Raw genomic sequence first — 22,970 nt, forward strand, 5'->3', positions numbered from 1 at the left:
GCGGCCTGCCCGGGTCACTTGAAGAGCTGGTCGCGGATCGTCTCGGCCGACTTGCGCAGCTGGGCCTCCATCTCCTGGGCGATGTCGTCGCTGCGCCGCTTGCGCAGATAGACCGCCACCGCACCGACGAGCACCGCAGACAGTGCGACAAACCCGTAGACGCCCACTTCCATCGCCAGTTCTCCCGATTCTTGGCTGGATTGCCAACGAAAGGCCCTCCGCCGACTTTCGTCCGTGCGGAGGGCCTCCGCGGTTCCGGAGTGCCCATGGGGTGTTGCCGAAACCGTGGAGCGACTATGTGGCGGGCTCGTGGCCCCAGGGTTCAGCGGCGAACTGAAGAACGGGACGGACGTGTCCTACTCCGTCGACGCCGGCCTCGCCGCGACCGCGACGGATGCCGGCATACTGTTGCGCTCAACGAGGAAGAGACGACACCGTGGCCCCAGCTGAACTGACCTTCGTGTACAAGGGCTACCGGGTGCTGGCCTTCACCAGCCCGTCGCCGTATCGGCGCTATTGGGCGTGGGTGTCCTTCGACCTCTTCCCCGGAATTCCCGGCGCCCATCCGCGGCATCTCGTGCCCGGCGAGTTTTCCGATCCGCAAGCCGCCCTCATCGCCGCCGACGGCTACGCCAAGAGCAAGATCGATCGCGGCGAGGTGTGGGGCTGAACGGCCCCCGCGCCGCTCCCTGAATCTCTTCGACTGACGTCGCGTCCGCAGCGACGCGGGACACCCTGCGTCTGTCAAAGCGCTGACATGTGCCGCGGCCATCATTGTGGCATCCAGAGTGTTTGTGGAAATTCGTGCAAATGCAAAAGTTGCCTCATCGGCAACGAGACGCACCCGGCGCGCTCTGGAGCTTCGCCCACCCGACATCCGCTCACGAAAGAAAGAGATTCCATGCATGCGCGTTTCGCTTCCTCCAATTCCGAACCCCGGCCCGGTTGGCGCGCGGTTCTGCTCGGCCTCGCGACCGTCTTCGCGCTGAGTGCCTGCGGCGGCGGCGGCAGCAGCGGTGCGATCCCTCCGGTCGCCGGCGGCACCGCTACCTCGCCCGGGACCTCCGGCACGCCCGCCACGCCGGTGACGCCGGACACCTCCGCCAAACCCGAAATGCGCTGCGCGCCCTGATCCCCGTACCCCCTCATGACTTCACGACGCAACTTCCTGCGCGGCGCCGCCACCACCGGCATCGCCGCCGCCACGCTCGCCTCCTTTCCGCCGGCCATCCGCCGCGCCCTCGCCATTCCGGCCAACAACGCGACCGGAACGATCATGGACGTCGAGCACGTCGTGATCCTGATGCAGGAGAACCGCTCGTTCGACCACTACTTCGGCACCCTCGCCGGCGTGCGTGGCTTCGGCGACCGGTTCACGATCCCGCTGCCCAACGGCCGCACCGTGTGGGAGCAGGAATACCTGGCCGGCCAGATCGTCACGCCCTACTACCTCGACAGCACCAAGGGCAACGCGCTGCGTGTCAAGGGCACGCCGCACGACTGGAACGACGGCCAGAACGCCTGGGACGGCGGCCGCCTGAGCAAGTGGCCCACCTACAAGAAGACATCGACCGCGCCCTTCACGCAGTCGATGGGCTACTACCGGGAGGCCGAGCTGACGTTCCAGTTCGCGCTGGCCAATGCCTTCACGGTGTGCGATGCCTACCACTGCTCGATGCACACCGGCACCAACTCCAACCGCAGCTTCCACTGGACCGGCACGAACGGACCGACCGGCGCCAACGTGGCGATGGTCACCAACGAATGGGACGACATCGGCCCCTCGACCCAGGGGTACGACTGGACCACCTACCCCGAGCGCCTCGAGAAGGCCGGTGTCAGCTGGATCGTCTACCAGAACATGCCGTCGAACTACACCGACAACCCGCTGTGCGGCTTCAAGCAGTACCGCCTCGCCAACGAGGCCTCGGGCAAGCCCGTGAGCCACGACGGCAGCGTGGTGTCGCCGGCCTATGACCCGGCCTCCGACAACGTCGGCAACCCGCTCTACAAGGGCATCGCCAACACGATGCCGGACGGTGGCTTCCTCGCCACCTTCAAGCAGGACATCCTGAACCGCAAGCTGCCGCAGGTCAGCTGGGTGGTCGGGCCCTCGACCTACTCGGAGCATCCGAGCCCGTCGAGCCCGGTGCAGGGCGCCTGGTACATCCAGGAGGTGCTGGACGCGCTCACCGCCGTGCCCGAGGTCTGGAGCAAGACCGTGCTGATCGTCAACTTCGACGAGAACGACGGTTTCTTCGACCACGTGCCTTCGCCCTCGGCGCCATCGAAGGACGCGGGCGGCATTGCCGCCGGCAAGACCACGCTAGTCGACGCCGACATGGGCGTCGAGTACTTCACCCATCCGGCGCCTCCCGGCACGGTCGACCAGGACACGCCGGACGGCCGCGTGTACGGCCCCGGCATGCGCGTGCCGATGTATGTCATCTCGCCCTGGAGCCGCGGCGGCTGGGTCAACTCGCAGGCTTTCGACCACACTTCGGTGCTGCGCTTCCTCGAGGCCCGCTTCGGCGTCAAGGAGACCAACATCAGCGCGTTCCGGCGCGCGGTGTGCGGCGACCTCACGAGCGTCTTCAATTTCGCGACCCCTAACACCGAGGTGCTGCCGACGCTGGCCGGGCGCACGACCAAGGCCGCCGCCGACACGCTGCGTGCGTCGCAGGACGCCCTGACCCAGGTGGCGCTGCCCGGCACCGCGACCTTGCCGAAGCAGGCCACCGGCACGCGGCCCTCGCGCGCGCTGCCCTACGAGCTGCACACCAGCGCGCGCTGCAACGCCGCGAGCGGCAAGGTGCAGCTGCTGTTCGCCAACACCGGCAAGCAGGCCGCCGTGTTCCACGTCTACGACAAGCTGCACCTGGACCGCTTGCCGCGCCGCTACATGGTCGAGGCGGGAAAGACGCTGGACGACAGCTGGGCCGCGATGACCGACGACGCCGGGCTGTACGACCTGTGGGTGCTGGGCCCGAACGGTTTCCACCGCCACTTCAAGGGCGACCTCAATGCGCTGCGCGCCAACGACGTGGCGCAACCCGAAGTGCGGGTGTGCTACGACATCACGAACGGCAACGTGTACCTGACCATGATGAACGCGGGCAAGAAGGCGGCCGGCTTCACGGTCAAGGCCAAGGCCTATCGCGGCGATGGCCCGTGGGCGGCCTCGGTCGCCGGCAACACCACGGTCGACCAGCACTGGGACCTGGCCGCCAGCGGCCAGTGGTATGACTTCGCCGTGACCTGCGACACCGACCCGCGCTACTACCGGCGCTTCGCCGGCCGGGTCGAGACCGGCAAGCACACGGTCAGCGATCCGGCGATGGGCATGGCGGACCTCTGACCGGGGCGGCGCCGCGGCGTGCAATCATGGCGCTCGTTGCCGCGGCGCCCAGACCCTCCTTCCCATGCTCCAAGAAGAACGCTTTCTCCGCATCCGCAGCCTGCTGGCCACCTTCTCTCGCCTGAGCGTCGACCGCGTCGTGCAGGACCTGTCCGTCTCGCGCGAAACCGTGCGGCGCGACCTGCTCGAGCTCGAAGGGCTGGGCGAGCTGCGCCGGGTGCATGGCGGCGCCGTCGCCACGCCGCCCGAGCCCGAGCCGCCGCTGGCGCTGCGGTTGATCGCGCGCCAGAAGGAAAAGCGCTCCATCGCCCGGGCCGCCGTGGCACTGCTGCGGCCCGGCCAGACCTTGTTCCTCGATGCCGGCAGCACCACGTCGATCCTGGCCGAGGAGATCGCGACGCTCAGCGGCATGACCGTGATCACGAATTCGCTGGCCATCGCACTCAAGCTGGCCGGTGCCGACGAAGGCCGGGCCTCGCGCAACGAGGTGCGCCTGCTGGGCGGCGCCATCGACGTGAAGACGCAGGCCACGCATGGCGAAGGCACGCTGGAGGACATCCGGCGCTTTCGTGCCGACGTGGCGCTGCTGTCGCCGGTGGGCCTGCATCCGAAGCACGGCGCGATGAGCTTCGAGCACCACGAAGCCGCCGTCGCGCGCGCCATGTCGGAACAGGCGCAGCAGGTGGTGATCCTGGCCGACCACAGCAAGATCGGCCAGGCCAGCCGCGTGACCTACATCCGAAGCGCCGACATCGACATCGCCGTCACGGACGCCAGGGCGCGCGAGATCGGCGCGCTCGCGGCCCTGCGCAAGGCGTGCCCGCGCGTGATCGTCGCCTGAGGCAAGGGTATTCACCAAGCGGGCCGAAAGACGACATATTCGTATGATGTCCGGGCCCTCTGCGCGCCGGACGACGTGCAGGGAGCGCACGGCGCATTGTTCGTCCGTTGGCCGGTCGCCCCGACCGAGTCCTCCGAAGGAGACAGCAATGATCATTCGCACACGCATCGCCGCGGCGGTCGCCGCATGCCTCGCCACCGGTGCCGTCATGGCGGCCGGACCGGCAGTGGTCAGCGGACCCGGCGAGAACCCGGCCTGCTTCAAGCCCTGGGACGCCAGCACCAAGTACTTCCAGTGGCCCGCCAAGAAGGGGCCTTACCGCATCGCGCTGGCCAATGGCTTCGTCGGCAACACCTGGCGCATCCAGATGATCAAGATGGCCAAGGCCTACGCGGCGACGCCGGAAATGAAATCGCAGATCAAGGAATTCAAGATCGTCTCCACCGGCACCGACGTCGCTGCCCAGATCGCGGCCATGGACAACTTCATCAACTCGGGCTACGACGCCATCGTGACGATCGCGGTGAACCCGACGGCCTTCGCGCCGGTCATCAAGCGCGCCAATGCCGCCGGCATCGTCGTCGTGCCTTTCGACAACGTGCTCGACAGCACCGAGGTGATGATGGTCAACGAGGACCAGACCGCGATGGGCGCGCAGTCGGGCGAATGGCTGGTGAAGAACATCCCGTCGAAGAGCGGCCGGCTGCTCGAGGTGCGCGGCGTTCCGGGCAACTCGGTCGACCGCGACCGCCACCTGGGCTTTCGCAAGGTGGTCGAGGCGCCGGGCAACAAGTTCGAGGTCGTCGAAGTGGTCGGCAACTGGGACGACGGCACGGCCCAGAAGGCGGTGGCCGATGCCGTGGCGGTGCACAAGAACTTCGACGGCATGTACACCCAGGGCGGATCGACCGGTTCGGTGCGGGCGCTGATCGATGCCAAGCACAAGATGATCCCGGTGGCCGGCGAGGCCGAGAACGGCTTCCGCAAGCTGTGCGTCGAGCGCGCCAAGGACGGGCTGCTGTGCACCTCGCTCGGTCAGTCGCCGGGGCTGGTCGCGATCTCGATGAAGGCGGCCGTCGCGGCGCTGCAAGGCAAGGTGATGCCGCAGCTGATCTCGGTGCCGATTCCGACCGCCACCCACCCCGACTTCAAGGCCGGCGAGAACTACTTCCCCGATCTGTCGGACAACTTCTTCACCACCAACGACTTCCCGCCGTGCGGCGTGACGCTGAAGGCGACCGACATCATGTCGAAGGACGAGAAGAACAACTGACACGACGGACATTTCGATTTGGACCCGGTCCTCGAGCTGGTCGACGTCTCCAAGCGCTATGGCGGAGTGCGGGCGCTCGACCGCGCGCAGTTCGCCTGTGCGCCCGGGCGCATCCATGCGCTGCTGGGAGAGAACGGTGCGGGCAAGTCGACCCTGATCAAGATCATGGCCGGGGTCGTGCAGCCCGACGAGGGCCGCATCGTCCTCGAGGGGACCGATCGCCGCTTCGTTCATCCGCAGCATGCCGTGGCGGCGGGCATCGCCTGCATCTTCCAGGAGCTGTCGCTGATGCCGCACCTGAGCGTGGCCGACAACATCTGCATCACCAATCCGCCGACCCGCCTCGGCCTCATCGACCGCCGGGCCCAGCGCCGCGTGGCCGAGGCGGCGCTGGCCCGCGCCGGGGCGCAGGACATCCATCCGCTGGCGCCGGTCGACAGCCTCTCGCTGTCGCGCCGCCAGATGGTCGAGATCGCCAAGGCCCTGTCGCGGCAGCCGAAGATCCTGATCCTCGACGAAGCCACCTCGGCCCTCACCGCCGCCGACGTGCAGCGGGTCTACGGCCTGCTCAAGCGGCTGCGCGACGAGGGCCTGGCGATCGTCTACATCTCGCACCGCATGAACGAGATCGCCGAGCTGGCGGACGAATGCTCGGTGTTCCGCAACGGCCGGCACGTGGCGACCTTCGCCGCCGGCAGCCAGAGCGACGCGCAGACGGTCGAGATGATGATCGGCCGCGACATCGCGCATGCCTTCCCGCCCAAGCCGCCGCCGCGCGCTGCCGCCGAGACGGCGCCGCCGGCCCTGGACGTGCGCGGCCTGTCGTGGGGCGGCCGGCTGCACGACATCCGGCTGGCCGTGCGGCCGGGCGAGATCGTCGGGCTCGGCGGGCTCGATGGCCAGGGCCAGCGCGAGTTCTTCCTGGCGCTGTTCGGCGTCTTGCGCGGGGTGGCCGGAGAGGTGCGCCAGGGCGGCGATCCGGTCTCGGCCGGCAGCCCGCGCCAGGCCAAGCGGCGCGGGATCGGCATCGCCCTGGTGCCGGAGGACCGCAAGACCGACGGCCTGATGCTGCCGATGTCGGTGCGCGACAACCTGAGCTTCGCGGCGCTCGATCGCCTGAGCCGGGCCGGTGTCGTCATCGCGTCGGTGGAGGCCGAGGCCACCGCCGCGATGGTCCGCAGGCTGTCGATCAAGGCGCCCGAACTCGGCGACCCGGTGGCGACGCTGTCGGGCGGCAACCAGCAGAAGGTGGTGATCGCGAAATGGCTGATGAACGCGCCGCGCATCGTGCTGCTGAGCGACCCCACGCGCGGCATCGACGTCGGCACCAAGCAGGAGATCTATGTGCTGCTGCGGCGCCTGGCCGAGGAGGGCGCCGCCGTGTTGCTGTATTCGACCGACTATGCCGAGCTGATCGGCTGCTGCGACCGTGTCGCCGTGTTCTTCGACGGCCGCATCTTGCGCTGGCTGGCCGGCGCCGAGCTGACCGAGCACGCGCTGGTGGCCAGCGCGCTCAATCTCACGGCGGAGACCTTGCACTGATGCGCGAGGACTGGCGCTTCCGGTTGCGCGAGCAGCGCGCCTGCTGGACCGCCGCCGCCCTGTTCGTGCTGATCTTCGCGCTCTACATCGGCAAGCACCAGACCGGCTGGACCGTGCCGGTGCTCACCACCGCCGCCAACAAGGGCGTGCTGCTGGCGATCGTCGCGATGGCGCAGACCTTGCCGGTGCTGACCTCGGGCATCGACCTGTCGGTCGGCATGGTGTTCGTGCTGGCGAACTGCCTCGCCTCGCACCTGGTGGTCGGCACGCCCTTGCAGGCGGCGGCCGGCGTGCTCGTCGTGCTGGCCACAGGCGCGCTGTGCGGCTGGATCAACGGCGCGATCATCGTCTATGGCCGGCTGCAGCCGATCATCACGACGCTGGCCACCGGCGCGGTCTATTTCGGACTTGCGCTGGGCCTGCGGCCGGTGCCGGGCGGCGACGTCCATGCCGGCCTGGCCGACGCGCTCACCGGCGCGCTGCCGGGCGGCGTCCCCGCGATGTTGGTGGTGCTGCTCGCGGTGGTCCTGGGGGTCTGGGTCCCGTTTCGCCGGTCGGCGGTCGGCCGCTCGGCACTGGCGATCGGCTCGGCCGAAGCGGCGGCCTACATGTCGGGCGTGAACATCGGCCGCACCCGTCTCGTGACCTACACGCTGGCCGGATTGCTGGCGTCGATCGGCGGGCTGCTGCTGACCTTCGTCACCTATTCCGGCGAGGCCTCGGCGGCGATCGGTGGCGTCTACACCCTGAACTCCATCGCCGCCGTTGTCATCGGCGGCACCTCGCTCGCCGGCGGCGCGGGCAGCGCCATCGGCTCGGTGTTCGGCGCGCTGGTGCTGCGCACCATCGGCGACCTGCTCTTCGTGTTCGATCTCGAGCCGCTGTGGCAGCCGCTGTTCCAGGGCGTCATCCTGCTGGCCGCGGTCAGCCTCGGGGCGCTGCGGCTGCTGAAGGTCGACAACCGGCTCGACCTCTTCAAGTGACGTCGCCATCGTGACCGCGCTCGCCCTTCGCCTCCGGCGCTCCCGCCATTTGCCGGTCGTCGCGGCGGCGGCCTGCACGCTCGGGCTGCTGCTGGTCGGCAGCCTCTACTCGAGGAACTTTCTTTCGGCGGACTACCTGTTGCTGCAACTGCAGATCGCCTCGTTCCTCGGCCTCGTCGCGACCGGCGCGATGCTCGTCATCCTGCTCGGCGGCATCGATCTGTCGGTGCCCTGGCTGGTGACGGTCGGCGGTGTCATGTCGGCGGCCGCGGCCGGCTGGTGGGGCCCAGCCGGCGAGTGGCTCGCGATCCCGTTCGGCATTCTCTGCGGCTGCCTGTTCGGAATCGTCAACGGCATCGGAGTGGCCTACCTGCGCGTGCCGTCGATGATCTTCACGCTCGGCATCAATGCGGTGGCCCAGGGCCTGATCGTGGTCCAGACCGGCGGCTTCGCGCCGCAGGACCGCGCCACGCCGGCGATGCACCTGCTGGCCACCGGGCGCTCGCTGCTCGGCATTCCCAACCCGCTGCTGGTGTGGATCGTGGTGGGCGCCTGCACCCTGTTCCTGTTGCACCGCACCACGCTGGGCCGCGCCATCTACGGCGTCGGCAACAGCGAGCGCGCCGCCTACCTGTCGGGGGTGGACACGCGGCGGGTCACCCTGCTGTGCTTCGCGATCGCCGGCGCCTGCTCGGCGGCGGCCGGCGTGCTGCTCACCGGCTATTCGACCAAGGCCTACCAGGCCATGGGTGACGCCTACCAGCTGCCCGCGATCGCCGCCGTGGTGCTGGGCGGGACCCACATCCTCGGCGGCCGGGGCTCGTATGTCGGCACGGTGGTGGGCGTGATCCTGATCACGCTGCTGCAGTCGATCCTCTCGGTGATGCAGATCCCCGAGATGGGGCGCCAGGTGATCTACGGCGCGGTCATCATCGCGATGCTGCTGATGTATGGCCGGGGGCGCCGGCATTCGCAGTAGGCTCCAGCGGATAGCCGGCCTCGCGCCAGGCCTTCATGCCGCCATCCAGCGCCACCGCGTGCAGGAAGCCCATCTCCCGCAGGGTCGCCGCCGCCAGGGTCGAGATGTAGCCCAGCTCGCAGCAGGTCAGGATGCGCCGCGTCGGGTCCGGCAGCTCCTGGTTGACGCGCAGCTCGAGCTGCCCGCGCGGCAGCAGCCGGGCGCCGGGGATGTGGCCGGCCTCGAAGGCATCGCGTTCGCGCACGTCCAGCACGATCAGGTCGTCCTCGACGGCCTCGACGCGCCCCTTGAGCTCGACCAGCGACATGAAGGGCACCGACGAGGTGGCTTCGGCCAGCAGCCGGGCCACGGTCTTGCCGCCGCTCATGTTGGTGCGCAGGGCTTCCGTGATGTGGGTCGGCATCGTGAGGTTGAGGCTGCGCATCATCTCGACGAAGGCCGCCCGCTCGCGCTTCTGCAGCCGTGGGTTCGACACCAGTTCCTCGCCAATCGTCGAATGGCTGCGGCCCTTGTAGTCGTGGGCCGGGTACACCTTGAGCGCAGGGTCGAGATGCAGCACCCGGTTGAAGAGGCTGTCGTAGAGCGCCTCGGGGTCGCCGCTGGGCAGGTCGGTGCGGCCGGTGCCGCCGATCAGCAGGGTGTCGCCGGTGAAGAGCCGGTCGTCGACCTGGATGCACATCGAGTCGGCCGTGTGGCCGGGCGTGTGCAGCACTTGCAGGCGCATCTGGCCGACGACGATCATCTCGCCGTCGCCGAGCCGCATGTCGACGAAGGGCGCCGGGCTGGCCCGCTGCATCACGACCGGCACGCCGAGCTGGCGTGCCAGTTCCTTGGTGGCCGAGAAATGATCGGCGTGGGTGTGGGTGTCGATGAGGTAGCGGATGCGCACCCCGTTCTGTGCGGCGAGGGCCACGTAGTGGTCGATCTGGCTCAGCGCCGGATCGATCAGGACGGCGGCGCGGGTCTCGTCGCAGCCCACGAGGTAGGACTGGCAGCCGCCGGTTGCAACTTGCTCGAAGATCATGGTGGGGACCTCGCTGGCGGTCGAGTCTAGCGGGCTCTGCGGCCAGGGGAAAGCGCCCTTACGATAGCCGCATGTCCGACCTGCCACCACTCTCCATGCTCGCCGCCCGCGTCGGCGCCACCCTGAAGGAGCGCGGCGAGACGGTCGCGGTCACCGAATCCTCGGCCGGCGGGCTGGTCTCGGCGGCACTGCTGGCGATACCGGGGGCCTCGGCTTTCTTCCTGGGCGGCGCGGTGGTCTACACCCGGCGCGCCGGCAGGGCGCTGCTCGGCCTGACGCCCGCCGACGTCGCCGGCCTGCGCGGCGAGACCGAGCCCTATGCCGCGCTGGTCGCCAACCGGGTGCGCCAGCAGCTGCGCGCCACCTGGGGCCTGGCCGAAAGCGGCGCGGCGGGCCCGTCGGGCAGCCCCTACGGCGACGCGCCCGGCCATGTGTGCCTGGCGGTCGCCGGCGCCGCGACGTCGACCCAGACCGTCGCGACCGGCGAAGCCGAACGGACGCTGAACATGGACCTGTTCGCGCGCCACCTGCTGGCGCTGTTCGATGACGTGCTGCGGCAGCCCTAGGACGGCGCTGCGGGTTCCTTGCCGGCCAGCGCTTGCGCGAATTCCGCCGACAGGCCGCGCAGGTGCAGGTCGCTCTGCGGCCGGGGCACCTCGATGCCGGCTTCCGCCAGGCCTTCGCGCACCGCCACCGCCAGGTTGCTGCGCACCACCACCCAGCTGACGCTGTCGGTGGTCCAGGCGCGCAGGCTGAAGTCGAGGGCGCCGGCGGTCAGGCCGGTCATGAGGGCGGCGGGTTCCGGCACGGTGGCCACGCCGTCGACGCCGCGGGCGATCGCAAGCAGCAGCTCGATGGTGGTGCGCGGGGGCACGTCGGGGCCGGTACTGACATTGATGTCGATGCGCCGGCGCGTGCCCCGCAGCGTCCAGTTGACCAGCTTGTCGGCCAGCAGCATGCCGTTGGGCACCACCACGTCGGCGCCTTCGAAGGTGGTCACGATGGTGGCCCGCATGCCGATCTGGCGCACCGTGCCGGACATGCCCGCGACATCGACCACGTCGCCCGGCTGGATCGGCCGCTCGAACATCAGGATCAGGCCGGCGACGAAGTTCTTCACGACGTCCTGCAGCCCGAAGCCGATACCGACGCCGAGGGCGCCGAACACGATGGCCAGCTGCCCGATCGGGAAGCCCAGCACGGCCAGCGCCGACAGCAGTCCGACCAGCAGGATCGTGTAGTAGGTCAGCGTCGAGATGCTGTTGCCTACGCCGCGCGTGAGGGCGAGCGAGGGCAGGATGTCCTCGGCCAGCAGCATGCGGATCGTGCGCGCCAGCCAGAAGGCCAGGAAGGCGGCGGCCACGAACGCCGCGATGTTCCCGAGGCTCAGCGACACCACGCCGATGGTGAATCCGTAGGAGAGGATCGCCAGCAGGAAGTCCGACAGCGGGCGATAGATGCGAAAGGCCTGCAGCCCGATGACGACGCAGGCGACGGCCATCAGCGTGCGGCCGATCCTGGCGCCGGCGTCGATCAGCGAGCTGGTGTTGCGGGCCCCCGGGCGCGCCGGCCCCGGCCGCGCCAGCAGCACCCTGAACAGCGCCACCAGCACCGTGGCGCCGGCATACATGACCAGGGCGAGGTAGCTGGTGTCGAGCACGGCGCTGGTCAGCATGGCCGACAGCGACAGGTTGCCGAGCAGGTTGGAGACCGCGGCCGCCGCGAGCACCGCCGAGGCGGCGCCCAGCAGGTAGATCATCGGGGTCGGACTCGACGGCGCGTCCGCGGTCCCGGCGGCGCGGCGCGCCCGCGCGACCAGCCAGACCAGGGTGCCGGCCATCGACAGGTCCATCGCGAGCAGCATGCTCCGGTACAGGAATTCGTTGCCGAGCAGCAGCGAGGCCAGCACGTTCAGGAAGTAGAAGACGGCGCTGAGATAGGCCCAGGGGCCGACGGCCTGCAGGATCCGCTCGGGCAGCAGGCGCAGCACGGGCACCCAGGCCAGCAACATGGCCGCCTGCTGGCGGATGGCCGGACCCTGGAAGTCGAACACCACCGCACCGAGCGCCAGCAGCACCAGCCAGGCGGCCCAGGGGCGGGTCAGCGCCTGGAGTGAGGCGGCGCTGGCATGGCCCTGGGCAATGAGCTGTCCGGCGCGGTGGCGCAGCCAGAACAGCAGCGGGAGCAGCACCAGGCCGACGGCCACCAGCACGCGCAGCACCGGTGCGTTCGCGGCATCGTGGTCGCGCGCGAAGGCGGTCTCGATGGCCAGGCTCTTGCGCAGGCTGGCATTGGCCGTCTCGGAGGCCCGGCCGGCGGCGGCGCCCTGCCACAGGGCCGGCGAATCCATCGACAGCAGGCGCCGGTCGAGCTCCTCGACCTGGGTCTGCACCGCCGCCTGGCCGGCGTCCACCTCGGCCGCCAGCACGCTCGCCTTGCGGCCGAGATCGAGCAGCTCGGCCAGGGGTTGCGCGACCCGCTGCTCGGCTTGTTCGATCTGCGCAATCAGCTCGTCGATGCGCTGCTGCAGCGCCGCCGCCAGCTCGGTTGACGCTGCGCGCGTGGCCTGCCAGTCGCTGCGGCGGGCGGCCAGCGAGGCGGCGTCTTCGGCGTGCGCGTGGGTGGTTCGCGAGAGGCGGGCGCGGCCGTCGGCGAGCTCGCGGGCATAGAGCTGCCAGTGCCTCTGCAGGCTCTCGAGGCGCCGAACCGGCAGCGCGGCGAGGTCGGTGCCGGTGGAAAGCGAGGACAGCGCCTCGACGGCGGCGGACTGGCGGGCCAGCACGTCTTTCGAACGCTGCAGTTCTTCCGCCGACGCGACGCGGCGCATGGCGGCCTGGACGAACTGTTCGTCGGCGTCGGCGCGGGCCGTGATGTCCGCGGTCGGGATCGGGGAGGTCGCCGTGGCGGCGACTGGTGCGTCGGCCGCCGTCGCCGCCTGCGCGCCGATGAGCCACAACGCGCAGGCGATGAAGGCGAGGAGGCGCGTGGGCATGGTCGGTCGCGGCGATGTTGCTTTCGAATCCTGAAGGGTGTCAAGGAGAACGAAGAGGGCGGGACACGCCGCGCAGCAGCCGCAGCCCGTTGGCCACCACCAGCAGGCTCGCGCCCATGTCGGCGAAGACGGCCATCCACATGGTCGCGCTGCCGAACACCGCCAGCACGAAGAACACCGCCTTGATGCCGAGCGCCAGCGAGATGTTCTGCCACAGCACCGCGTGCGTGCGGCGCGACAGGTGGATGGTCTCGGCGATCCGGCCGAGGTCGTCGTTCATGATGACGACGTCGGCGGCCTCCACGGCGGTGTCGGTGCCGGCGCCGCCCATCGCGAAGCCGATGTCGGCCTGCGCCAGGGCCGGCGCGTCATTGATGCCGTCGCCGATCATGGCTGTCGGGCCGTAGCGCTGGCGCATGTCCCGGATGGCCGCCAGCTTGTCTTCGGGCAGCAGGCCGCCGCGGGCATCGTCGATGCCGGACTCGCGCCCGAGTGCCAGGGCGGTCGCCTGGTTGTCTCCGGTCAGCATGACCGGTGTGACGCCCAGCGCCCGCAGCGCGGCGATGGCCTGCACCGAACTGGGCTTGATCGTGTCGGCCACCGCGAACACCGCCAGCACGCCGCCCTCGTCCGCCAGCAGGGTGACGGTGCGGCCCTGGGCTTCGTGGGCCGCCAGCTCGGCTTCGAGCGCCGGCTCGGCCTGGCCGCGTTCGCTGACCAGGCGATGGTTGCCGAGCACCATCGTGCGGCCCTCGACCACCCCCTCGACGCCGCGGCCCAGCAGGGCCTTGAATCCGTCCACCGGCAGCGCGTGGCCTTCGATGCCCAGGGCGATCGCGGCCGACACCGGATGGTCGGAGCGCGCCGCCAGGCTCTTGGCCCATTGCCGTGCCTGTCGCTCGTCGGCCTCGCGCCAGGCCTTGAAGGCCACCAGCTTTGGCTTGCCCACGGTCAGGGTGCCGGTCTTGTCGAGTGCCACGGCCTTGAGCCGGCGGGCGTGCTCGAGGTGGCTGCCGCCCTTGATCAGGATGCCGCGCCGCGCGGCTGCCGCCAGCCCGCTGACCACCGTGACCGGCGTGGAAATGACCAGCGCGCAGGGGCAGGCGATGACCAGCAGCACCAGCGCCTTGTAGACGGCGGCCAGCCAGGGCCAGCCCAGCAGCAGCGGCGGCAGCACCGCCACCGCCAGCGCGAGGGCGAACACGGCGGGCGTGTAGATGGCGGCGAAGCGATCGACGAAGCGCTGGGTCGGGGCGCGCGTGCCTTGCGCTTCCTCGACGGCGTGGATGATGCGCGCCAGCGTCGAGTCGCTGGCCGTCGCGCTGACGCGGAACTCCAGCTCGCCGTTCTGGTTGATCGTGCCGGCGAAGACCGGGCTGCCCGGCTCCTTGTCGGCCGGAATGCTCTCGCCGGTGACGGGCGCCTGGTCGATCGCGCTGTGGCCGCGCGTGACCATGCCGTCGAGCACCACGCGCTCGCCGGGCTTGACGCGTGCGATCGCGCCGATGGCGATCCCGGTCGCCGGCACGCGGCGCCAGCTGCCGTCGGGCTGCGCCACCTCGGCGTCGGCGGGCGCAAGATCGACCAGGCCCTTGATCGCGTTGCGGGCGCGGTCGACCGCCCGCGCCTCGATCAACTCGGCGATGGCATACAGGGCCATCACCATGGCGGCTTCCGGCCATTGGCCGATGGCGAAGGCGCCGGTGACCGCGACCGACATCAGGGCGTTGATGTTGAGCTTGCCGTGCCGCAGCGCGCTCAAGCCCTTGGCGTAGGTCTCGAGGCCGGCCAGCCAGATCGCCGCCGCCGCGACCGCCATGCCGGCTGCCTTCCAGGCCAGGATGTCGGGGGCGAGGAAGGAGATCGCCTCGGCGGCCGCCGCGAGCGCAAGGGCGGCCGCGAGCCGCAGGTGGCCGGGGCTCGCGCCGTGCGCGTGCAGCGCGCCATCGGGCGATGGCGCAGTCTGGGCCGCGGCCTCCAGCGGCTCCGGCACGAAGCCGGCCTTGCGAATGGCCGCCAGCGCGATCGGCACCGCGGCGTCGGTGCCGTCGATGCGCAGCGTCCGCTGGCCGAGGCGGAAATGCAACCCCCGAATACCGGCGATCGGCTCCACCAGGCGGCGAATCTCGGACTCTTCGACCGTGCAGTCCATGGTGGCGATGCGGAAGGTGTTCGGCGCGTCGCCGGGTTCGACCCGCGTGGGCTCGGGCGCGCCCAGTGGCGTGGCAGCGCAGCAGGCATCCGCTGCGGCCGTCGGCGCGTGGGGTTGGTGGTGTTGGGCCATGTCGTTGTCGCTTTCGAGGGTATTTCACACCCTGTACCCACTACAAGGTCAAGCGAGGCTCGGGCGTCGGGCCCGGGCTGGTCAAAGGGTACTGCCTGCCGGACAATTCAAGACAGGTCGCTTGACTCGTCTCACCCTGGATCGCCCCGTCACCCCCACCGAGGAGCAGCACCATGACCCCCCACCCCATGCATGCGGCGATCTCTTGCGTCGCCCTTGCGGCGTGCACCGCCGCGTTCGCGCAATCGTCCGACCTCGACGCGGCCCGGGCGCGCTACGAACGCACGCTCGCGTACTGCAATGATGGACATCTGCCGCGCCCGCAACGCGATGCCTGCGTGCGCGATGCGGGAATGACGTGGGACCAGGCTCAACGCGGACTGCGGCCCCTGGACGATGTCACGTCACCCGGCGGCCGCGCCATCGTGGTCGTTCCGCAAGGCGCGCCGCCGCCCTTGAGCGACTCCGACACCATGACCTCGCCGGACGGCGACTCGACGATCGTCCTGCCCGCGGATGGCTCCAGGCCCCTGACGCAGTGATGGCCCGAGGGGAACACGACGCGGCCAATTCGCTAGACTGGCGAGATGCCGGACCCCACCGTATTCATCATCGACGACGACGAGGCCTATCGCGACTCGGTGCGGGAACTGGTGAGCTCCGTCGGCCTCGCCACCGAGACCTACAGCTCGGCTCTCGCCTTCCTCGAGGTCTTCGACGCTGCACGTCCCGGCTGCCTGGTGCTGGACGTGCGCATGGCGCGCATGAGCGGCTTGGCGCTGCAGGAGCGGCTGGCGAAGATCGGTGCGCGGATCCCCATCGTGTTCATCAGCGGTCACGGCGACATCGCGATGGCCGTCAAGGCCGTCAAGGATGGCGCCGTGGACTTCGTGCAGAAGCCGTACCGCGAGCAGCAGCTGCTCGATGCGATCGACGAGGCCTTGCGCCGGGATGCGAAGCTTCGAACGCCCGTGGACGATGCGCACGACCACCTCGACAAGCGGATCGAGGCCCTGACCGAGCGTGAACGCGAAGTGATGCAGCTCGCGCTGAAGGGATTGCCGAGCAAGCTCATCGCCAAGGAGCTGGACATCAGCCACCGGACCGTCGAACAGCATCGCAGCCGGCTGCTCGAGAAGCTGGGCGTGAGTTCGATGACCGAGTTGATACGTCTCAGCCTCGAGCGGCCGGGCGGGTAGGCATCGCGAAGCAATCGGCGACCGGGGCGACCTGGTCATCGGGACCGCGTGCGGCGCAGCATCCAGTTCACCAGGCTGCGAAACAGCAGGTAGGGAACCACCGCGAGCACGAGGGCGACCATGAGCGCCTCGCCCGGATAGACCCAGCGCATCGCGACGAATTGGTAGATCGCGTCCATCACGACCGCCACGATGAACACCTTGCTGACATGTCCCCAGCCCTCCCGGATCAAGGCTCTGCGCTGCGCGCGGTCGCGCACCAGTGCCAGGAAGTAGAGGGGGCGTCCGTCCAGCGCATCCCGCCTGCCGGCCCGGTACGCCAGGAAGGCCGCCACCGCCGGCTGCAGGATGAAGCGGAACGCCAGCGGCGCGTGCCGGCCGCTCGTGATGTCGGCCCAGGTGCGGGTGAGGAAATCCATCGGGAGATCGACCATGGTTCCTCCATCGCGCGGGTTCTTCGGCGATGCTCAAAGCATCCTGAAGCTGATGCCCATGAAAGCGCACAGGCCCGTGACCGCCATGATCAGCGCCATGACGAACGAGGGCTGGAAGACGCGGAAGTTCTTGGCTTCGCGGAGCTTCTTGATCCGGTACCAGTACTCGACCACGCCCATCAGCATCGCCACCGTTCCGAGGCCGGTGAGGAACAGCCCCATGTCGCGCGGCACGTGGCTGGCCGTCAAGGCCGCGCCCTGTTCACGGATGCCCTCGAGAATCTTGTAGATCGTGAAGCCGAAGCTGATCATGGACAGCGCCGTCCTCACCCATGCCATCAACGAGCGGTCCGCAGCCATCAGGGTGCGGTCGATCGCCAGCTCGGTGTTGAACAGCGCCAGCTCGCTGGAGGACTTCTGCGCCAGCGCGGCCGCGCCCGGGGTCGAGTGGGTCGGCGTGGCTGAGGAAGGGTCTTGCATGGAGATCCGTTTCGCATGTTGCGCGCTGCGAGGAGGCATTGTGCGCACGGCGGCCGGACAAATCCAGCCCTGCGGCCACGTAGCGCCACGTACGTGGCACGGGTGTGCGCCGGTGATCGCCCTCATCCGGCCGAGCCGCGCGCCGCCCGCCGCGGGTTGCGCTGCCGGCCATCGCAGGAGCGAATCGCTGCACCAGCAACGGCCGCCGAGCCACCGCGCCGCCAGGGTGCCGAAGACCAGCGGAATGGCGGTCGTGGCGAGGGGTCGGTGCCGCCACTGCCAGGCTGGGGTTCCAAGACCTCCGGTCGCACTCGGGCATCGCGGGTGTCATACTCCGCCGCTGGCGGACGGATCAGAAGTCGCTGCCGGCGGGTTCGGGTTCGGCCATCGGGCAAGCGCATTTTCGAAGGAGCGGCCATGCGGCTGGCCAAGATCCTGAGGATTCTCACACTTGCGATGGGCATCTGCCTCGCTGCCGTTTCGCGGGCAGACGACGGCGGCCCGATCAGGTTCCTGGTGCCCTTCGAAGGCGGTTCCGCCACGGCGCTGGCGCTCTACCTGGCGGAACGTGCGAACGCCGAATATGGCGCCCACATCTATGTCGAGGAAAAGCCGGGCGCGAGCGGCCGCATCGGCGCCATGGCGCTGAAGAACGCGCCGCCCGACGGCAAGACCATGGCGCTCTTTCCCTTCGTCGTGCCGGTCCTGGCGCCGCTGATCTTCAAGGATGTCCACTACGACGCGGTGCACGACTTCGCGCCGGTCTCGCAGATCGCGGCATACCCCTTGGCGCTCGCGGTTTCGCAGGACCACCCCGCGACCTCGGTGGCCGGCTTCGTGGCCTGGGCGAAGGACCACCCGACGGAATCGTTCTACGGCATGGGCTCCGCCGGAAGCCTGGCTCAGTTTCTCGGCGTCATGATTGCGCAGGAGGCGGGCATCGTCTTGAAACCCGTGCCTTACAAGGGTGCCGGGCCGATGACGGTCGATCTCGTCGCGGGCCATATTCCCGCCGGCATTTCGTCGGTCTCGGACCTGATCGAGATGCATCGCGCGCACAAGTTTCGGATCATCGCGGTGTCGGGCACCCGGCGCCTGGCGCAACTGCCGGATGTGCCGACATTCATCGAGCAAGGCTATCCGTCGGTCCAGGCCATCGGCTGGGTCGGCATTTTCGCCCCTCGGGGTACACCGAAGACGGTCGTCGATCGATGGTCGACGATGTTCGCGACGATCGTGCATTCGCCGCAGGCGGCCGCCAGGCTCGCCGAGTTGGGTTTCGAACTCACCGGCACCTCGTCGGACGAACTCGCAGCGACCCTGGACGCCGATATTGCGCGCTGGGCGCCCATCGTGAAGGCATCGGGCTTTCACGCCGACTAGGGACGTCGTCCATGGCTGTGCGACCATCCACCGTCTTGGGGACACCGACCGCGGCCCGGGTGCAAGGGCCGGCGCCGGTCTCCATGCACGACCTCCTTTGCTTCGAACGGCTCCTGTCGGATCTGTCGGCTAGATTCATCGCCCTGTGCCCCGGGGAAATCGACGGTGCCATCCACGACAGTCTGGCGCGCATCGTCTCGACGCTCGGCATCGATCGATCCACCCTCAGTCGGGTCTTTCCCTTGAGCGGGCGGATGCAGGTCACCCATTCGTTCGCGGCGGAAGGCATCGGGCCCGCGATGACGAATGTGTCGGCGCGCGAATTCGCTCCCTGGTCTCTCGACATGATGATGGCCAACAGGCCGGTCGTGTTCGAGCGTCTCGACGACCTTCCGCCCGACGCAACCGTCGACAAGGAAACCTTGCGCAGCATCGGCCTCAAATCGCACGTGACGATGCCGATCATCGTGGCGGGCGAATTGCATGGCGCGCTGAGCTTCGGTTGCGTGCGCGCGGAGCGCCGCTGGCCGGAAGATCTTCTGAATCGGATGCGGCTGCTGGCGAATGTCTTCGGTAGCGCCCTCGCACGCAAGCATGCGCAGGAGCAGCTCGACCATGCGATCGGCTTCGAGCGACTGGCCAGCAGCATCCTGGCGTCCCTGGTGCTGGCCGAGCCCGGGCAGTCGGAAGTCGCGATCGGAATCGGCTTGCGCCAGATCGGACGGTTCATGGAGGCCGAGCGCATCGGCCTCTGGGATCGCGGATCTGGCGACCTCATGTTTCGCGCGGTCCAGCGCTGGCATGCGGATGGCTTCGCGCCGCCTTCGACCCTGGGTGAACCACCCGATCTGCCCTGGATCATGCATCGACTGGCGGCGGGAAACATCGTGCGCCTGCCTCGGGTGAGCGAACTGCCGCCCGAAGCCGACGGCGATCGCGCTGCATTGCAGGCCTCCGGGGTGCGCTCGCTGCTGGTGGTGCCGATCTCCGTGCCGGTCGGGGTCACGGGCGCCTTGGCCATCGCCAGCACGCAGCGCGCGCACGAATGGCCGGAGGCGCTGATGCCCGGCGTCAGCCTGCTGGCCGAAGTGTTCGGCAGCCTGCATGCACGCGATACGGCCGAACGCCGGAAGCTTGCCGCGGAGGTCGAGGCGGCACATTGGCGTGAGCGGCTGGCGCATCTCGTGCGGGTCCATACGGCGGGCGAAATGTCGGTCGCACTGGCCCATGAGATCACCCAGCCGCTCGGCGCCATCGAGAACTATGCGCTCGCGGCACGCCGGCGCGCCGGCGAGTCTGCGCCCGACATGACGCGGGTGTCGGAACTCCTGGACAAGGTCATCGGGCAGGCCACTCGCGCCGGCGAGGTGGTGACACGCATGCGCGACATGGTGCAGCGGCACGAACTGGAACCGAAGCTGATCGACATCCAGCGTGCCATCGCCGAATGCATCGGCATGGTGAAGATGGACTGCGACCTGCGCGACATCGAGATCCGCCTGTCGGAGGCGAGCCGGCTGCCGCCGGTCATCGTCGATGAGATTCATCTGCAGCAAGTGGTGCTCAATTTGCTGCGCAATGCGATGGATGCGATCGGGCATGGCAGCGGCGAGCGCGCCATCGGCGTGTCCGTCATGCGCAACGAGGGCGACGAGATCCAGGTGGAGGTCGCGGACACCGGCACCGGCATCGCCAACGGCGATCTGGAGCGGATCTTCGAATCCTTCTACTCGACCAAGGCGAGTGGACTGGGCGTTGGCCTGGCCATCTGCCGCAAGCTGATCGAGGCGCACGGCGGCAGGCTCTGGGCTTCGCATCGGGCCGGCGGCGGTGCCCTGTTCAGATTCACGATTCCGATCGCCGTCCAGGGCGATTGAAAACGCATGGCCCCCGCCCCAACGTCCCTATGGTTGACGCCATTATTGGAAGAATGGAGCATGTCTTCGCTTAATCTCACGACACCATGAAGATCGGCGACCTGAGCAATGCAACCGGTGTCGACGTCGGCACCATCCGCTTCTACGAACGGGCAGGCCTGCTGGCGGCGCCGGCGCGCCAGCCCAACGGCTACCGCGCCTACGGGCAGGCACACCTGGAGGGCCTGTCCTTCGTGCGCCATTGCCGGGCGCTGGACATTCCCCTGAGCGACATCAAGAGGCTGCTGGATTTCGCGGCGACGCCACAGCAGGATTGCGCCGACATCAACCAGCTGGTCGACGAGCAGATCGAGCGCGTGCGCGCCCGCCTGAAGAGCCTCAAGGCCTTGGAGAAGCAACTGACCGTGCTGCGCGGGCGCTGCTCGCAGCCGCACGCCACCCAGGAGTGCGGCATCTTGAGCGAGCTGGTGTCGGCGGCGCACGGCGAGGCCTGTGTTTGTCACTCCTGAGACCTTGCGGGACAGACCAAGAAACTGCGAAGCAGTTTTTGCTCTGTCCTCAACTGATCAGAATTGCGGGACTCACTTCCCCGCCACCAGCAGCCCCAGCAGGACGACCGTGACCACGCCCAGCAGCGCGGTGGCGCACTGCCAGAACCGCACCGGATGCCGCTCGGCCAGCGGCGAGTTCCGTGGCCGCAGGAACTCCGGTCCCGGCGCCTTCAGATCATGCGCGAACTCGGACACCGCCTGCTGGCGCCGGGCAGGGTCCGGGTGCAGCGCCTTTTGCAGCACCGCATCGACCCAGGCCGGCAGGTCGGGCCGGAAGTGGCGCAGCGGCACGTAGCGCAGGCGCTTCGCGTCGGCGGCCGACCGAACGCGTGAAGCCTGCAGGCCGTACGGCAATTGCCTGGTCAGCATCTGGTAGACGATCACGGCCAGCGAGAACAGGTCGGAGCGGATGCTGCCGCCCTGGCCGATGAAGTACTCCGGCGCGGTGTACTGCAAGGTGCCGGCGATGGCGAGCGCGCGCCGGTCCCGAGAGCTGTCGGCCAGGCCCGCCACGTGCGTCGATGCCAGGTCGATGATCTTCACGGTGCCGGCGCGATCGATCATCACGTTCTCGGGCCGGATGTCCTGGTGCAGCATCTCCTTGCCATGCAGCGCCTGCAGCCCCTTGGCCAGCTGCTCGACGATGCTGCGCACGCTGTCCAGCGAAGGCCTGTGATGGTCGACCATCCATTGCGCCAGCGTCTGGCCATCGACGTACTCCATGGCGACGAACAGGTGCCCGCGCACGCGCTCGATCGTGCCGGCCTTGACGACGTGGGGGCTGTCGACCCGCCGTGCCACCCATTCCTCGAGGACGAAGCGGTCCAGGTAGTCGGGGTCGTCGCGCAGGTCGACCGACGGAAGCTTGAGCACCACGGGGTGCCCGCGGGCGTCGTCCAGCGCCAGGTGCACGTGGCTGCGCGCACTGACCTGAAGCTCGCGCACCAGGGTGAAGCCCTCGAAGCGCGCCCGCGGGGCGAGCGCGGGCGGGATCGCCAGCGCCTGGCGCTGCGACTGCAGCTGCGCGGCGTCCGCCGCCGGGAGTTCGTCGATGCGCAGCAGCTGGACCGTGCGGTCGTCGCCGCTCCGCGCGTTCGACGTCAGCAGGCGGGCGGCTTCGTCGAGGTCGTCGCCGCAGCGGGCCAGTGCGTGGTGCACCGCCCGGGCGTCGAGGCCGGTCCAGGCGCCATCCGTGGCCAGCAGGTAGACCTCGCCGACTTCCGCTTCCCAGCAGCGATAGTCGATCTCCACGTTGGGGCCCGCCCCCAGGGCGCGTGACAGGTACGACTCGACCGACGACAGGTGGACCCGGTGGTCCTCCGTGAGCTGCTCCAAGGCTTGCGGATGCAGGCGGTAGATTCGCGCGTCGCCGACGTGCAGCAGGTGCACGTCGCGGCCCTTGAGGACCAGTGCGCTGAAGGTGCAGACGTAGCCGCTGTCCCTGTCGAAGCGGGCGTCGCTGCGCAGGGTCTGGGCATGCAGCCAGGCGTTGGTGGCGCCCAACACCCGCTGGGCCGAGCGGCGCACCGACCAGGCCTCGGAGGTGGCGTAGTAGTCGTCGAGGAAGCCGCGCACCGCCGCTGCGCTGGCGACCTGGCTGACGCGGCTGGAGCCGATCCCGTCGGCGATCGCGATCGCGATGCCCTTGGTCGTCCGCAGCGATCCTTCCGGCAGCATGGCGCCGTGGAAATCCTGGTTGACCGGCCCCGGCCCGGCCAGCGAATGCTGGCCGAGCGTCACGCGCAAGGCGCTGCCCATGAAGGCGCTGCG

General features: G+C 69.3%; 21 protein-coding genes. 14 read left to right on the forward strand and 7 right to left on the reverse strand.

Annotated features, from left to right (window positions below; all coding sequences use genetic code 11):
* Nucleotides 1–14 precede the first annotated feature (14 nt).
* Complete coding sequence (locus tag QZH52_RS14525) at nt 15–173, reverse strand: hypothetical protein (RefSeq protein WP_301810194.1); 159 nt, start codon at nt 171–173, stop codon at nt 15–17.
* Nucleotides 174–436: 263 nt separating this feature from the next.
* On the opposite strand from QZH52_RS14525, the gene QZH52_RS14530 reads away from it, so the two are divergent.
* The 8 genes from QZH52_RS14530 to QZH52_RS14565 all read left to right on the forward strand — a co-directional run bounded on the left by QZH52_RS14530 (nt 437) and on the right by QZH52_RS14565 (nt 8,976).
* A complete protein-coding gene (locus tag QZH52_RS14530) occupies nt 437–670 on the forward strand; it encodes a hypothetical protein (RefSeq protein ID WP_286520390.1) in 234 nt (77 codons plus the stop codon).
* A gap of 231 nt (nt 671–901) precedes the next feature.
* A complete protein-coding gene (locus QZH52_RS14535) occupies nt 902–1,132 on the forward strand; it encodes a hypothetical protein (protein ID WP_301810198.1) in 231 nt (76 codons plus the stop codon).
* A 15-nt stretch (nt 1,133–1,147) separates the two neighbouring features.
* The gene (locus QZH52_RS14540; RefSeq protein ID WP_301810201.1) at nt 1,148–3,358 is read left to right on the forward strand and encodes a phosphocholine-specific phospholipase C; all 2,211 of its coding nucleotides are present in this window, start codon (nt 1,148–1,150) and stop codon (nt 3,356–3,358) included.
* A gap of 64 nt (nt 3,359–3,422) precedes the next feature.
* Entirely contained in the window at nt 3,423–4,199 is a 777-nt protein-coding gene (locus QZH52_RS14545) for a DeoR/GlpR family DNA-binding transcription regulator (RefSeq protein WP_301810203.1), read from the forward strand.
* Between the two features lie 148 nt (nt 4,200–4,347).
* Nucleotides 4,348–5,472: a sugar ABC transporter substrate-binding protein gene (locus QZH52_RS14550; RefSeq protein ID WP_301810205.1), complete on the forward strand. Its 1,125-nt coding sequence runs from the start codon at nt 4,348–4,350 to the stop codon at nt 5,470–5,472.
* An 18-nt stretch (nt 5,473–5,490) separates the two neighbouring features.
* Complete coding sequence (locus QZH52_RS14555; RefSeq protein WP_301810208.1) at nt 5,491–7,014, forward strand: sugar ABC transporter ATP-binding protein; 1,524 nt, start codon at nt 5,491–5,493, stop codon at nt 7,012–7,014.
* Nucleotides 7,014–7,997, forward strand: coding sequence for an ABC transporter permease (locus QZH52_RS14560; protein ID WP_301810210.1), 984 nt, complete (start codon nt 7,014–7,016; stop codon nt 7,995–7,997). Before QZH52_RS14555 ends, QZH52_RS14560 begins: the two co-directional genes overlap by 1 nt.
* Nucleotides 7,998–8,007: 10 nt before the next feature.
* Nucleotides 8,008–8,976: an ABC transporter permease gene (locus tag QZH52_RS14565; RefSeq protein WP_286531029.1), complete on the forward strand. Its 969-nt coding sequence runs from the start codon at nt 8,008–8,010 to the stop codon at nt 8,974–8,976.
* Here the strand turns inward: QZH52_RS14565 and QZH52_RS14570 are convergent.
* A complete protein-coding gene (locus QZH52_RS14570) occupies nt 8,927–10,000 on the reverse strand; it encodes an MBL fold metallo-hydrolase (protein WP_301810215.1) in 1,074 nt (357 codons plus the stop codon). The genes QZH52_RS14565 and QZH52_RS14570 overlap by 50 nt on opposite strands.
* A 71-nt stretch (nt 10,001–10,071) precedes the next feature.
* Here QZH52_RS14570 and QZH52_RS14575 point away from each other — a divergent pair, with 71 nt between their 5' ends.
* Nucleotides 10,072–10,566 (forward strand): CinA family protein, encoded by a 495-nt coding sequence (locus QZH52_RS14575; protein WP_301810218.1) that lies wholly within the window; start codon nt 10,072–10,074, stop codon nt 10,564–10,566.
* On the opposite strand, the gene QZH52_RS14580 is transcribed toward QZH52_RS14575, so the two are convergent.
* The gene (locus QZH52_RS14580) at nt 10,563–12,992 is read right to left on the reverse strand and encodes a mechanosensitive ion channel family protein (protein WP_301810221.1); all 2,430 of its coding nucleotides are present in this window, start codon (nt 12,990–12,992) and stop codon (nt 10,563–10,565) included. The two genes, QZH52_RS14575 and QZH52_RS14580, sit on opposite strands and share 4 nt — an antisense overlap.
* A 40-nt stretch (nt 12,993–13,032) precedes the next feature.
* Nucleotides 13,033–15,276, reverse strand: a complete 2,244-nt coding sequence (locus QZH52_RS14585; RefSeq protein ID WP_436411585.1) for a heavy metal translocating P-type ATPase — start codon at nt 15,274–15,276, stop codon at nt 13,033–13,035.
* 173 nt (nt 15,277–15,449) lie between these two features.
* Between QZH52_RS14585 and QZH52_RS14590 the strand changes: the two genes are divergently transcribed.
* Entirely contained in the window at nt 15,450–15,818 is a 369-nt protein-coding gene (locus QZH52_RS14590; protein WP_301810223.1) for a hypothetical protein, read from the forward strand.
* Between the two features lie 45 nt (nt 15,819–15,863).
* Entirely contained in the window at nt 15,864–16,475 is a 612-nt protein-coding gene (locus QZH52_RS14595; protein ID WP_301810226.1) for a response regulator transcription factor, read from the forward strand.
* A 35-nt stretch (nt 16,476–16,510) separates the two neighbouring features.
* Here the strand turns inward: QZH52_RS14595 and QZH52_RS14600 are convergent, their stop codons facing one another.
* Nucleotides 16,511–16,909 (reverse strand): hypothetical protein, encoded by a 399-nt coding sequence (locus QZH52_RS14600; protein WP_301810230.1) that lies wholly within the window; start codon nt 16,907–16,909, stop codon nt 16,511–16,513.
* 33 nt (nt 16,910–16,942) lie between these two features.
* The gene (locus QZH52_RS14605) at nt 16,943–17,389 is read right to left on the reverse strand and encodes a YidH family protein (RefSeq protein ID WP_301810232.1); all 447 of its coding nucleotides are present in this window, start codon (nt 17,387–17,389) and stop codon (nt 16,943–16,945) included.
* Between the two features lie 93 nt (nt 17,390–17,482).
* Between QZH52_RS14605 and QZH52_RS14610 the strand changes: the two genes are divergently transcribed.
* The 3 genes from QZH52_RS14610 (at nt 17,483) to QZH52_RS14620 (ending at nt 21,158) form a co-directional block, all read left to right on the forward strand.
* Nucleotides 17,483–18,772 (forward strand): tripartite tricarboxylate transporter substrate-binding protein, encoded by a 1,290-nt coding sequence (locus QZH52_RS14610; protein WP_301810234.1) that lies wholly within the window; start codon nt 17,483–17,485, stop codon nt 18,770–18,772.
* An 83-nt stretch (nt 18,773–18,855) separates the two neighbouring features.
* Nucleotides 18,856–20,649: an ATP-binding protein gene (locus QZH52_RS14615; RefSeq protein ID WP_301810236.1), complete on the forward strand. Its 1,794-nt coding sequence runs from the start codon at nt 18,856–18,858 to the stop codon at nt 20,647–20,649.
* A gap of 86 nt (nt 20,650–20,735) precedes the next feature.
* The gene (locus QZH52_RS14620) at nt 20,736–21,158 is read left to right on the forward strand and encodes a Cd(II)/Pb(II)-responsive transcriptional regulator (RefSeq protein WP_301810239.1); all 423 of its coding nucleotides are present in this window, start codon (nt 20,736–20,738) and stop codon (nt 21,156–21,158) included.
* Between the two features lie 72 nt (nt 21,159–21,230).
* Here QZH52_RS14620 and QZH52_RS14625 read toward each other — a convergent pair whose 3' ends face one another.
* Entirely contained in the window at nt 21,231–22,958 is a 1,728-nt protein-coding gene (locus tag QZH52_RS14625) for a bifunctional protein-serine/threonine kinase/phosphatase (protein ID WP_301810242.1), read from the reverse strand.
* Nucleotides 22,959–22,970 lie beyond the last annotated feature (12 nt).

Source organism: Variovorax ginsengisoli (genome assembly GCF_030486595.1).
GTDB lineage: Bacteria > Pseudomonadota > Gammaproteobacteria > Burkholderiales > Burkholderiaceae_C > Variovorax > Variovorax ginsengisoli_B.